This is a genomic window from Bacillus sp. V3B (assembly GCF_024494465.1).
In the GTDB taxonomy this organism is placed as follows: domain Bacteria; phylum Bacillota; class Bacilli; order Bacillales; family Cytobacillaceae; genus Bacillus_BD.
The window spans coordinates 17,599-30,405 of sequence record NZ_JAETXM010000027.1 but is presented as its reverse complement, the minus strand read 5'-3'; the positions used below and the strand labels follow the sequence as shown (position 1 = coordinate 30,405).

Here is a 12,807-nt window from a genome sequence, read left to right as displayed (position 1 = left end):
ACACCTCTTACTTCGATAGTTCTTCAACAAGTCTCTCCTCATTCCAAACAGAAATCCCTAATTCTTCTGCTTTCTTTAACTTGGAACCTGCATCTTCTCCCGCAATCACAAGATTTGTCTTTTTACTGACACTTCCCGAGACCTTCCCACCGAGAGATTCAATTTTTTCTTTTGCTTCATTTCTTGAAAGTTGAGCTAATTTCCCTGTTAGAACAATCGTTTTACCAAAGAAGAGAGAATCAGATTGCTCGCTTACAACTGGCTTTATCCCTGTATATGCTAAATTGACGCCTACATCCTTTAATTCTTGAAGAAGGTCGCATACCTCTTCTTGTTCAAAAAAAGTAACAACGGAGTCCGCCATTTTTTCACCAATTTCATTGATAGAAGTTAATTCTTCACGTGTTGCATCAACAAGCCGGTCTATATGTTCAAACTCTTGTGCTAATGTTCTTGCTGCTTTTGCACCTACATGACGAATTCCCAAGCCAAATAGAAGCTTCTCTAGTGAGTTTCCTTTTGAGCTTTCGATAGCACTTAACAGGTTTGTAACAGATTTCTCTCCCATTCGCTCTAAAGCTAGTAGTTGTTCCCTTGTTAATTTATACAAGCCTGCAACATCTTGAATCAACTTTTCCGCAAACAACTGACTTACGACTTTTTCTCCGAGACCATCAATATTCATTGCGTTTCGTGAGACAAAGTGAATTAACCCTTCACGAATCTGTGCTGGACATTTCGGATTAATACAACGAAGTGCTACTTCCCCTTCAATCCGAACAAGTTCACTTTCACATTCTGGACAATGTGTTGGCATGTTAAATTCTTTTTCTTCTCCTGTTCGACTGTCTATCAATACATTAACCACTTCAGGAATAATATCTCCAGCCTTTTTAATCACAACTTGATCTCCAATTCTAATATCCTTTTCACGAATCAAGTCTTCATTATGAAGCGATGCTCTCGCGACGGTTGTTCCAGCTACTTTTACTGGACTTAATACAGCCGTTGGAGTAATCACCCCTGTTCGTCCAACATTTAATTCAATATCTAACAGGGTGGTCATAACTTCTTCTGCCGGAAATTTATACGCAATGGCCCAACGCGGACTTTTAGCAGTAGTACCGAGTTCGTTTTGCTGATCAAGAGAGTCAACCTTTATGACAATCCCATCAATTTCATATGGAAGATGTGGTCGCCTTTCGACCCATCCATCAATAAAAGTAATAACATCCTCGATGGTTGCACAACTTTTTCGTTCCTTATTTGTTTTAAAACCAAGCTGATCTAACCAATTAAGTCCTTCACTGTGAGAGGCCAAATTCATTTCTCCCATATTCGCAATTGTATATAAAAAGATGTCTAAATGACGTGATGCTGCAATCTTGGGATCTAGTTGACGCAATGAGCCCGCTGCAGCATTACGCGGATTAGCGAACGGTTCTTCTCCGTTCTCTTCTTTCATTGCATTTAACCTCGTAAACGAATGCTTAGGCATAAAAGCTTCACCGCGCACTTCAAGTGAGATCGGCTCCTGTAAACGTAAAGGAATTGAGCGAATCGTTTTTAAATTCGCTGTAATATCTTCGCCTACGGTTCCGTCACCACGAGTAGAACCTTGGATAAAGATGCCATTTTCATACTTTAATGACACCGCTAACCCATCAATTTTGAGTTCGCATACATAGGAGAATCGATCGCCAACAGCTTGACGGACTTTACGATCAAAGTCTCGTAAATCACTCTCATTAAAAGCATTCCCGAGACTTAACATTGGACTTTCATGCCTTACTTTATTAAACATATCGAGCACTTGTCCACCGACGCGTTGTGTAGGTGAATCAGGTAAAATCCATTCTGGAAAATCCCCTTCAAGCTTTAACAGTTCTTTTAATAACTGATCATATTCTGTATCAGGCACTGACGGTTTATCTAGAACATGATATTCGTAGTTATATTGATTTAACCGTTTATGCAAATCATCGATCTTTTTTTTCGCTGTTTGACGATCCATAAAAAAGCTTCCTTTCCTATACATAAAATATTCTTATACTTGTTTAATAGGAGCAAACTTCGCCAATAACCGTTTCACACCAGTTGGACTCGGGAACGCAATGTCGAGCTCGGTGCCTTCGCCATTTCCTTTTACACTAACGACTGTTCCAATACCCCATTTGCCATGCTCCGCTTTGTCCCCAACTTGCCACTGTACGTCATCGCCACCCGTCATGGTAGTAGCAGGTCTCATCACCGCTTTTCTCTGTGCTTGTGGTTGCTTTGACTTCCCTGCAAACGAAGAGCTCGAGCCAAATGACCTACTTTTCTTTGCAGGCTCGATTCCTTCTAATAAGTCTGCTGGAATCTCCTTAATAAAACGAGAAGGAGGATTCATACTTGTTCTACCGTATAATGTCCTCATCTGAGCATTTGTTATAAACAATTGCTGTTCAGCCCTTGTGATCCCGACATAGGCTAAACGCCTTTCTTCCTCCATTTCAGCTTCTTCCGTTAATGAACGGCTATGCGGAAAAATACCTTCTTCAAGTCCAATGAGAAAAACGACAGGGAACTCAAGTCCTTTCGCTGAGTGGAGCGTCATTAAGACGACCGCATCTGCTTCTTCTCCATCATCATCTAATTTATCAATATCAGCTACAAGAGCAAGGTCCGTTAAGAAGCCAACTAAGCTTTTATCCTCACTGTTTTCTTCAAAATTTTTCGTAACCGAAAGAAACTCGTCTAAGTTTTCCAGACGACTTTGTGCTTCAATTGATTTCTCAGCCTTTAGCATTTCACGATAACCTGTTTTCTCAAGCACAGCCTCAACCAGTTCGGTAACGGACAAATACTCCTGCATTTGCGTATATCTGCTGATTACGTCTCTAAACTCAGCTGCTGCTTTTGTGATTTTAGGGCTTAACCCCATTAATTCAACCGAGTCTAGTGCTTGATACATAGAAGTATCATAGTTTGTAGCAAAGTTAGCCATTTTATCGACTGAACTTGAGCCTATACCTCTTTTGGGAACATTAATAATCCTTTGCAGACTGATGTCATCATCTGGGTTAGCAATCAAACGAAGATAGGCAAGGATATCTTTTATTTCTTTACGATCATAGAACTTTGTTCCACCAACAATCGTATACTCAATATTTGATTTTAACAGTACTTCCTCCATCACACGTGACTGAGCATTTGTCCGATATAGAATGGCCATTTCAGACCATTTACGGTTTTCCTGTTGCACCAGTTCCTTCATTTTAGACACAACAAATTGCCCTTCTCCTTGTTCACTATCTGCTCGGAAATAGTGAATCTTATTTCCGTCGCGGTTATCGGTCCATAAGTTCTTTTCTTTTCGATTCATGTTATTGGCAATCACTTTATTTGCAGCACGTAAAATACTCTTCGTTGAGCGATAATTCTGCTCTAGCAGAATGACCCGTGCTTTTGGATAGTCCTTTTCAAATGAGAGGATATTCGCAATATCTGCCCCCCGCCAACGATAAATGGACTGATCAGAATCACCAACAACACATAAATTTTGGAACCTTGAACTTAATAACTTAACAAGCATATATTGGGATTTATTAGTATCTTGATACTCATCAACGTGAATATATTGAAATTTTCTTTGATAGTTTTCGAGTACTTCTGGGACACGCTGAAATAGTTGGATCGTCATCATGATGAGATCATCAAAGTCGAGCGCTTGGTTTTTCCGCAGTCGCTTTTGAAATTCTTTATATACATCACTCACAACGTTAGCAAAATAGTCTCCCGCTGTTTTTGCGTATGCTTCCGGATCAATTAATTCATTTTTGGCTGAACTAATGGAGCCCAGAATAGCTCGTGGATCAAATTTTTTCGGATCAATATTTTTCTCCTTTAAGATCGATTTAATTACCGATAGCTGATCCGTTGTATCTAATATCGTAAAATTCCGATTGTAGCCAATTCGGTCAATGTCCCTTCGTAAAATTCGGACACACATCGAGTGGAAGGTAGATATCCAAACGTCATCTGCTGCTCCACCCATCACCGTTTGAATCCGCTCCCTCATTTCGCGAGCCGCTTTATTTGTGAACGTAATCGCTAAAATATTGTAAGGATTTACTCTCTTTTCAACCATTAAATAAGCTATTCGTTGAGTTAATACCCGCGTCTTTCCACTTCCGGCTCCTGCCATAATGAGTAAGGGGCCTTCTGTCGTCTTTACAGCTTTTTGCTGTTCTGGATTCAAACCATTTAACAGCTTATCCGTCAAAAAATTCATGTACTCATTCACCACCATATAAAACGTATGTTCCTATTCTTTTTATTCTACTCTTAACCTTGTTCTTTTACAATACTCTATTCTTTCTTTACGATTACCGTTTGCAAAGCTTTCTCTAAATCATCATAAATAATATTCCCCACAACAATTACATCCGCAAACTCTGCCATTTCGACTGCCTGCTCGCGATTTGTAATGCCTCCACCATAAAATAAAACGGTATTTTCCAACTTTTCCTTTACTTCAGCTACTACTGTTGGATCACCGTATGAACCACTATACTCCAAATAAAAGATTGGCATATGAAACATTTTCTCAGCTACCCTGCCGTACGCAACTATATCTTCCTTCGATAGTTCTGTGTTTGCATTGGTTAGCCTTGCCGCTTTGCATTCTTTATTTAAAATGCAATACCCCAGAAAGGAAAATTCCTCCCAATTCATAAGGTCTCCATATTCTTTGACTGCTTGTTGATGAAGTCCTGTTATCCATTGTGAATCCCTACTATTTAAAACAGTTGGGATAAAGTACAGATCAAACCCTGGTGTGACGGTTTCAATCGAAGAGATTTCTAATATACATGGAACGGTATAGCGACGGACTCTAGCCATCAAATCTAAAACATTTTCAAGCGTGACTCCATCTGTACCACCGATAATTACGGCATCTGTACCTGATTCACAAATTTTTTCAAGCTGATCATCTTCAATTTGTTTATTAGGATCGAGCTTAAAAACGTGCTTCCACTCACGCACATCATACATGCAAACTTCCTCCATTCCATCAATACATTACACCATTATAGCATTAGAAAAATTAAATGAAAAAAGAAAATAGATGCGCCATAATTGATACTTTTCTCACTTAATAAAAAAAGCCAATGGAGCTCTAAGGTTCCAGTGGCTTTTTGACATTATTCTTCTGATGTAGTTGATTTATTTTTCTTTATTCGTTCTATTGCCATCTCATAGGCATCATTTCCATAGTTTAGGCATCGTTTCACACGAGAAATCGTGGCAGTACTTGCACCTGTTTCCGATTCTATAATGTGATATGTTTTTCCCTCTTGGAGCATCCTTGCTACTTCTAAACGTTGAGCTAAAGACTGAATTTCATTCACTGTGCAAAGATCATCAAAAAATCGATAGCATTCTTCTAAATCTTTCAATGATAGGACGGCATTAAACAATTGATCTAGTTCTTTTCCTCTTAATTTTTCAATTTGCATTACCTATTACTCCTTTATTTTCACTACAGATGACAAAACGTAGACATTGCTGTATTCTTGCAACCAAAATGTATAGTTGTTGTTATCTATAGGTTGATATAGCAATCGTTACTCGAAAGAAACAACCTGCCCTAAACCAGGATGAGTTGGAATGACATTGATCCATGTTCTCCCAGGAATAAGCTCAACTATCTCACCGTCCAGGTAAGGTAAGATTTTGCCTTCAATATTTCTCCACTCTACCTCCATCTTCAACCCTTTTTGCATAAGATAGGCTCTGCCACCAGTAGTAAGATCGATATCACGCCGACCAGCGTTATCAATAATTTTATGTCCTGTCTCGACAATAAAAATATTGTCAACTAATACAGGTTCTTTCGTGTCATAATCCACCGTTTGCTCTCCATTTGAAAAACGTTTGTACTTCTTTAAAGAGTCATCATACTCAAAGGTTGAGTTAAACGTGTTACTAGCATTAGAATATACGATAGAAAATTCATTTGCTTCTACACCAGTCAGTGCATTCATTTCATCTTCTGTTAAAAAATTCAGTGAATCTGGCGTTGTCTCCATCTCATAATCAAGCTGTCGAGCCCCTTTTAAAATATTATCAAAAGAGATATATGAATTGTGTGGTGCCTTTCGAAAGCTTTCTCTTTTAAATAAAGTTCCATCATAGTATAGACCATTTAAAACATCGACATAGCCGGCATCCAACATCTCTTTAGCATCCGGACTATTCCCGTGTGTAATATAGAGGCTATCATATCCTTTGGCTAACTCTATATAGTAATCTCGAGCACTTCTGACAGGTCCAATGATATCAGGGTGCTCACTTTGAAAAATAGCAAGAAACCGTGTCACCTTTCCTTCTGCCAACAATTCATAAACAATATCCGCTTTATAAAGACCTGACTGAGGTCTGGCTATCGGATGATTATTAATCATGACTGCAATGGCTCTTCCATCAATTTCATCACCACTCCCAATTCCCGTCAATGGAAACTGATAAGGTAATTCTTCCTCTTGTGACTCTGGATCTTCTATAACCTCATGATCTGTAACTTCTTGTTCTTGCTTTTGTTCTTGTTCCGGTTCTACAGCCTCATCCTCATCTTTGCTGCTGCATCCTACAAGAAGCAGTAAGACAATAACAAAAATGGGTAACCATCTTTTCCACATAGAACACACCTCATTCATTGTTCTATTTCACCACTATCCTTTTATATTTTAACGCATTATCGTTGGAAAGAGTACCATTTTGTTCATAACATCATACATGCCCTGCTGGGTGATACGAATATATGGCAAATGAGTAGTTGAAAAAAAGAGTAAAGTATGGAAAGGATCTTCATAACGATAGCCCTTTTCTTTCATATATAGAACAAAATCCTTTTGCTCCACAATTAATTCTTCTAACGTTTTATTAGACATTAAGCCTTTCAATGGAAGGTGTAATTCTTTAGCAATTTCTCCATTTTCCGTGATAACAATGCCTCCACCAATTTCCTTCACTCGTTCAAAGGCTTTTATCATATCTATTTTACTTTTTCCAATTAAAATAATATCTCCTGTATGGGAGAAAGTGCTCGCAAGTCCCGAAAGATCTTCAGCAAATCCTTTAATAATTGTATTGATCCTCCATTTTCCATTACGATCGATCAGCATGAAGAAACATTCATCCTTACTGTTCTTTAGTACATCATAAGAAACATCAGTTGAAATGGAATAAGGTTTCGTAATGACGGCATTTTCCATTACGATTCCAACAGGCATGGAAAATTGTAAATCCTCCATTGTTAGTTCCCATTCAAGCTCTAATGGCTCCAAATCAAATTCATCCCATGCTAACGATTGATAGGGGGCACTCTGATTCTTTCCATCACGTTTTACCCATTGTCCTTTTGCTAAAACAGATACTGGAGTTGGGTTTTTTTCATTCGTCAAGAAATTGATATTAGCAATCCGACCTGTAGCTATGTTTCCATGTAAATATTCAATATTATAATATCGCGCAACATTAATAGTAGCCATGTTATAGGCATCAATCACGGGAACTCCTTTTTCAATCGCAATCCTGATCATGTTGTCAATGATGCCCTGTTCATAAAATTCAGCAGAAGAACCATCTGACGTTAGCATAAATTTATCATAGTTATGAATATCTAGCTTATGCACTTCATCCAAAAGCTTTGGTAAATCTGGACGAATCCCTGAATTTCTTAAGGTTACCATGTATCCTTGCATAAGCCTTCTATACACTTCCTGCCCTGTCATCGCTTCATGATCACAATCAGCACCTAACAGCACCATCTTGGCTAATGTTTTTTCTGACGCACCTGGAAAATGCCCTTCAATTTTCTTCCTCATCCTCTTTGCTTCTTGAATCCAATGTAGCATCATATCGTCGCCATCAAGTAACTTTGGCCAACCGGTTAATTCTCCCCCCTGCAATACGGCATCATGCTCTAACCAAGACTTAACATGACTATGTGAAAAAGTTACTTCTTCATCTTGAATTTCTGTTTGTGAATCAAAACGGGACCACCAATACATTGTCGTTGGAATATGTCTCATTTTCCCTAGAAAAGAAAACGCTTTCTTTTTTGGGAGTTGCAAAAATAAAAGCAAATTATCATTGATTAGTGTTGTTGTTCCAAATTGAGATGCATATGCAGCTAATGATAGGGGATTATATAAATGAAACGGATGGGCATGCGGTTCAATATAACCTGGAACAAGTAAAAAATCGGTACAATCGACCACTTCACAACCATCGATGTTGGATGGCATATTATCACCAACATAAACAATACGATCTTCATAAATCCAAATGTTAGCTGTGATCCATTTACGAAAAGTTTGGTTCAAATAACAGGCATTTTTTAATAATACTGTCGGTGCAAGTTTGCCATCAATAACAGCAACATGTTGTCGCAAATGCTTATTTTTCCATCGATAACGCTGTTCCAGCATATTAAGTCCCTCCCTTTTATTAGTTCTTTGTAAACCCTTTCATGGGTATTTTATATTCATATTATCATATTTCACAGTTTATCACACTAAAGATTGTGTTAATGAATTATTGATAAAGGAGTGATCATCATCATGATAAAAGTCAAACCAAATATTGGCATTTTGAATGCCCTTATTAGGATTACAATCGGTTTAACTGTTTTGTCTTGGAGTTCGGCCAAACTGGTAAAAAGGCCTTACTGTAATTCCTACTTATGGATGTCGATATGTAGCGCAATGAAAGTAGCAGAGGGGATTGTCCGTTTCTGTCCAGTAACAGCCTTCATTCAAAAATGGCAAGAATCTGCTCAATCACATGAGAAAGACGATCATTCTGAATCGCGACAAACCTTTGACGAGACAGTTCCTGTGAATCCCAGTTAAATATAGGTTCAAATGAAAAGAGATAGATTACCTTGTATGGTAACTATCTCCTTTTTTTATTGATTTATATGGGCAATTGCTTTATATCCAATATCTTTCCGATAAAATACTCCGTCACATTGGAGGTGTTCAAGCCCTTTATACACCGCTTGCTGTGCTTCCTTTAAAGTACTCGCTTTTGCACCTGCTAATAAAACACGACCACCATTTGTTTTAAATTCACCAGAATCCCCTTTTTGGGTCCCAGCATGGAAAACAAATAAATCTTTGCTTACCTCTTCCAAACCGTGTAAAACAGCGCCTTTTTCATACTTCTCAGGATAACCATTTGCAGCAACAACAACACCAATCATGGATTGTTCGTCCCAGCTAATTTCAACTTCTTTACCTTCTAGAACTTGCTCCATAACCTCAACAAGGTCAGACTTCATTCTTGGTAAGATGACTTGTGTTTCAGGATCACCAAAACGAGCATTGAATTCAATTACTTTTGGACCCTTTTCTGTTGAAATCAACCCGGCATATAGAACTCCACTAAAACTCCGACCTTCCTTGATCATCGCTTTTGCAGCCGGTTTTAACACAGTCTCAATTGCTGTATTAACGATATCTTGACCAATATGAGGAACAGGAGAATAGGCACCCATCCCACCTGTGTTTGGACCTTTGTCTCCATCATATGCACGTTTATGATCTTGAGCAATTTCAAGAGGCACAACAATTTCTCCATTTACAAAAGCCATTAATGAAAATTCTTCTCCACTTAAGAATTCTTCAACGACAACAGTTGATGAAGCAGAACCAAATTTCTCATCAACCATCATATCTTTTAGACTTTCTAAAGCTTCATCCAATGTTAAAGCAACCGTAACTCCTTTACCAGCAGCAAGCCCATCTGCTTTAATAACAATAGGAGCCCCTTTCTCCTTCACATAGGCAACGGCTTCTTCATAATTTGTAAAAACAGCATACTCTGCTGTCGGGATTTGATACTTTTGCATCAATTCTTTCGCAAATGATTTACTTCCTTCAATTTCAGCTGCCTTTTGTTTAGGTCCGAATACTTTTAACCCAGCCTCCTCAAAGCGATCAGCAAGTCCTGCTAATAGAGGGACTTCTGGGCCAATAATCGTAAGACCAACCTGATTTGCCAAAGCAAATTCAATAAGCTTGTCTTGATTACTTTCGTCAATTTGAACCAATGTTGCTACATCTTCCATACCTGCGTTCCCTGGTGCAACAAAAACAGTTTCTACTTTAGGACTCTCTTTCACTTTGCGACAAATGGCATGCTCCCGACCACCACGACCGATAACCAATATATTCATTCCATTCAGCTCCCGTGACCTTAATATTTATTCTTACACAACATGGATGATCTATATAAAAAGAAACAATGTCTTCTTAATATAGTAAAATTTACTATTGTAACGTCTGGTTTTTTACAATATTATGCTTAATGTTTAAAATGACGAACAGCTGTGAAGACCATCGCAATGCCATACTCATTTGCTTTTTTGATTGAATCCTCGTCACGAATAGAACCACCTGTTTGAATAATGGCTGTAATACCTGCCTTTGCAGCCGCTTCAACGGTGTCATCCATCGGGAAAAAGGCATCTGATGCCAATGTTGCACCTTTTGCTTTTTCACCAGCTTGTTCAAGAGCGATCTTAGCTGAACCAACACGATTCATTTGACCTGCTCCAATTCCAAGCGTCATTTGCTTGTCAGTGACAACAATCGCATTTGATTTCACATGCTTCACGACTTTCCAGCCAAGCTTTAATGCTTCCCACTCTTCATCCGTAGGCTTTCGATCAGTTGGAACTGTAATTGTGGCATTTTCTAAAGAATAATGATCTTGTTCTTGAACAAGTAATCCACCTTCAACAGAAGTCATTTTCATTTCTGGCTTTCCTTGTTGATCAAATGGAATCGTTAACAGACGAATATTTTTCTTAGCTGTTAACACGGAAATTGCTTCAGCTGAGAAAGAAGGTGCAATGACAATTTCTAAGAAAATTTCATGAAGTTTTTCCGCTGTCTTTTGATCCACCTCACGATTTAAAGCAATAATTCCACCAAAAATAGAGACTGGGTCTGCTTCAAATGCTTTTTCAAAAGCGGCAAAAACATCACTACCTGTTCCAACACCGCACGGATTCATATGTTTAACAGCTACTGCAGCGGGCTCAGAGAATTCCTTTACAATTTGCAACGCAGCATCCGCATCATTAATATTATTGTAAGAAAGCTCTTTTCCATGTAATTGAGTTGCATTAGCAATTGAAAATTTTGAACCTAATGGTTTGCCATAGAAAGCAGCCTTCTGATGTGGATTTTCACCATAGCGTAATGGCTGTTTTAATTCATATGTAACCGTTAATTTTTCTGGTGTTTCAACACCTGTAAGCTCAGTCATATAGTTAGCAATGATTGAATCATAGGCAGCTGTATGACGGAATACTTTTGCCGCTAACTTACGACGTGTTTCAAATTTAACCTCATTTGCTTCTTTCAAATCACTGATTACTTGCTCATAGTCAGTTGGATCAACAACAACTGCAACGTATTGATGGTTTTTTGCAGCTGAACGCAGCATTGTTGGACCACCGATATCAATGTTTTCAATCGCATCTTCAACTGTAACCTCTGGTTTTTCAATGGTTTGCTGGAATGGATATAAATTCACACACACAATTTGAATCGGATCAATCTTATGTGCATTCATTTGCTCTACATGACTTGGATCATCAAACTTCCCTAATAATCCTCCATGAATGAGTGGATTTAACGTTTTAACACGGCCTTCCAAAATTTCTGGGAAACCTGTTACATCACTTACCCCGATAACCGGAACTCCACTTTCTTGTAATGCCTTTTTCGTACCGCCAGTTGAAATGATTTCAAATCCTTGCTCTACTAATTGCTGAGCAAACTCTGTTATACCTGTTTTATCTGAAACACTGATTAATGCACGTTTTTTCATGAAGAGCCTCCCTTGGTGATACCCACCAACATCATTTTTTTAAGAATAAGAAAAACCATGACCTATTAAAAAAAGCGCAAGGCGCCCACCTATCGGCGACAAGTACAATCCAAGCCTCACGAAAAGGTGTTCTTTACCTTACCCTTCTCGGAGGATTGGCTTATGACCTCGAGCCGATGGCGCCTGGAGCTAGGTCGCTACCTTCGTTTAGAAAAGTTATACTTTCTTACCTTATTAAAAGAAGCATCATTGGTTTTCCTTTTTTATCCAAAATTTTAATCAAGGTTATCTTTTATCATTTAAACAGAAGCATTTTCTTTTTGGAATAACCTTTGCAAAACCGCTGGATAAAGCTTATGTTCAACGGCATGAATTTTTTCTTCCAAGTTTTCTTTTGTATCGTTTTCGTTAACGGTTACGGCCTTTTGTTCAATAATCGGACCTGTATCCATTCCTTCATCTACAAAGTGGACCGTCACACCTGTTGTTGGAACCTTCGCTGCTAAAGCCTGTCCAATGGCATCTTTCCCAGGGAAAGCAGGGAGAAGAGAAGGATGAATATTTACAATATGTCCTCGGAATGCCGACAATAAGGTATGTCCGATTAATCGCATATAACCCGCTAGGACAATAAATTCTATATTCTGTTCCTGAAGCTTTTGCAAAATATCCTGTTCATAACTTGCCTTGTCAGCATAATCCTTTGCTGAAAAAGCAAATGTTGGAATTCCTTCCAACTCTGCTCGCTTTAGGCATTGTGCACCTTTTCGATCACATATAAGAAGACCAATATGCGCCTCAAGTGCACCTTCTTTTATTGCATCTATTATTGCTTGAAAATTCGTGCCGCTTCCAGAAGCAAACACAGCAATCTTTTTCATGGTATTTCCTCCGTTTTTCCGAAATAACGGG

10 protein-coding genes are annotated in these 12,807 nt (G+C 38.5%); 1 reads left to right on the top strand and 9 read right to left on the bottom strand.

Annotated features, from left to right (window positions below):
* Window positions 1–7 precede the first annotated feature (7 nt).
* The 6 genes from ligA to JMM81_RS19420 all read right to left on the bottom strand — a co-directional run bounded on the left by ligA (window position 8) and on the right by JMM81_RS19420 (window position 8,480).
* The gene (gene ligA / locus JMM81_RS19445; protein ID WP_256243194.1) at window positions 8–2,014 is read right to left on the bottom strand and encodes an NAD-dependent DNA ligase LigA; all 2,007 of its coding nucleotides are present in this window, start codon (window positions 2,012–2,014) and stop codon (window positions 8–10) included.
* Window positions 2,015–2,047: 33 nt separating this feature from the next.
* Complete coding sequence (gene pcrA / locus JMM81_RS19440; RefSeq protein WP_256243193.1) at window positions 2,048–4,276, bottom strand: DNA helicase PcrA; 2,229 nt, start codon at window positions 4,274–4,276, stop codon at window positions 2,048–2,050.
* A gap of 77 nt (window positions 4,277–4,353) precedes the next feature.
* Window positions 4,354–5,040 (bottom strand): heptaprenylglyceryl phosphate synthase, encoded by a 687-nt coding sequence (gene pcrB / locus JMM81_RS19435; protein WP_256243192.1) that lies wholly within the window; start codon window positions 5,038–5,040, stop codon window positions 4,354–4,356.
* Window positions 5,041–5,189: 149 nt separating this feature from the next.
* Window positions 5,190–5,504 (bottom strand): YerC/YecD family TrpR-related protein, encoded by a 315-nt coding sequence (locus JMM81_RS19430; RefSeq protein ID WP_256243191.1) that lies wholly within the window; start codon window positions 5,502–5,504, stop codon window positions 5,190–5,192.
* Window positions 5,505–5,612: 108 nt separating this feature from the next.
* A complete protein-coding gene (locus JMM81_RS19425) occupies window positions 5,613–6,686 on the bottom strand; it encodes a DUF3048 domain-containing protein (protein WP_256243190.1) in 1,074 nt (357 codons plus the stop codon).
* 48 nt (window positions 6,687–6,734) lie between these two features.
* Entirely contained in the window at window positions 6,735–8,480 is a 1,746-nt protein-coding gene (locus tag JMM81_RS19420; RefSeq protein WP_256243189.1) for an adenine deaminase C-terminal domain-containing protein, read from the bottom strand.
* Between the two features lie 132 nt (window positions 8,481–8,612).
* On the opposite strand from JMM81_RS19420, the gene JMM81_RS19415 reads away from it, so the two are divergent.
* Window positions 8,613–8,903, top strand: coding sequence for a YgaP family membrane protein (locus JMM81_RS19415; protein WP_305367855.1), 291 nt, complete (start codon window positions 8,613–8,615; stop codon window positions 8,901–8,903).
* Window positions 8,904–8,959: 56 nt separating this feature from the next.
* Here the strand turns inward: JMM81_RS19415 and purD are convergent, their stop codons facing one another.
* The 3 genes from purD to purN all read right to left on the bottom strand — a co-directional run bounded on the left by purD (window position 8,960) and on the right by purN (window position 12,776).
* Complete coding sequence (gene purD, locus JMM81_RS19410) at window positions 8,960–10,231, bottom strand: phosphoribosylamine--glycine ligase (RefSeq protein ID WP_256243188.1); 1,272 nt, start codon at window positions 10,229–10,231, stop codon at window positions 8,960–8,962.
* Window positions 10,232–10,359: 128 nt separating this feature from the next.
* The gene (gene purH, locus JMM81_RS19405; RefSeq protein ID WP_256243187.1) at window positions 10,360–11,895 is read right to left on the bottom strand and encodes a bifunctional phosphoribosylaminoimidazolecarboxamide formyltransferase/IMP cyclohydrolase; all 1,536 of its coding nucleotides are present in this window, start codon (window positions 11,893–11,895) and stop codon (window positions 10,360–10,362) included.
* A 299-nt stretch (window positions 11,896–12,194) separates the two neighbouring features.
* Window positions 12,195–12,776, bottom strand: a complete 582-nt coding sequence (gene purN / locus JMM81_RS19400; protein WP_256243186.1) for a phosphoribosylglycinamide formyltransferase — start codon at window positions 12,774–12,776, stop codon at window positions 12,195–12,197.
* Between the last annotated feature and the right edge of the window lie 31 nt (window positions 12,777–12,807).

Excerpts from the sequence above, each read along its gene's own strand:
- JMM81_RS19430 (WP_256243191.1), bottom strand. The coding sequence starts at position 5,504 with ATGCAAATTGAAAAATTAAGAGGAAAAGAACTAGATCAATTGTTTAAT.
- pcrB (WP_256243192.1), bottom strand. The coding sequence starts at position 5,040 with ATGTATGATGTGCGTGAGTGGAAGCACGTTTTTAAGCTCGATCCTAAT.
- purH (WP_256243187.1), bottom strand. The coding sequence starts at position 11,895 with ATGAAAAAACGTGCATTAATCAGTGTTTCAGATAAAACAGGTATAACA.
- JMM81_RS19415 (WP_305367855.1), top strand. The coding sequence starts at position 8,613 with ATGATAAAAGTCAAACCAAATATTGGCATTTTGAATGCCCTTATTAGG.
- ligA (WP_256243194.1), bottom strand. The coding sequence starts at position 2,014 with ATGGATCGTCAAACAGCGAAAAAAAAGATCGATGATTTGCATAAACGG.
- pcrA (WP_256243193.1), bottom strand. The coding sequence starts at position 4,276 with ATGAATTTTTTGACGGATAAGCTGTTAAATGGTTTGAATCCAGAACAG.
- JMM81_RS19425 (WP_256243190.1), bottom strand. The coding sequence starts at position 6,686 with ATGTGGAAAAGATGGTTACCCATTTTTGTTATTGTCTTACTGCTTCTT.
- JMM81_RS19420 (WP_256243189.1), bottom strand. The coding sequence starts at position 8,480 with ATGCTGGAACAGCGTTATCGATGGAAAAATAAGCATTTGCGACAACAT.
- purD (WP_256243188.1), bottom strand. The coding sequence starts at position 10,231 with ATGAATATATTGGTTATCGGTCGTGGTGGTCGGGAGCATGCCATTTGT.
- purN (WP_256243186.1), bottom strand. The coding sequence starts at position 12,776 with ATGAAAAAGATTGCTGTGTTTGCTTCTGGAAGCGGCACGAATTTTCAA.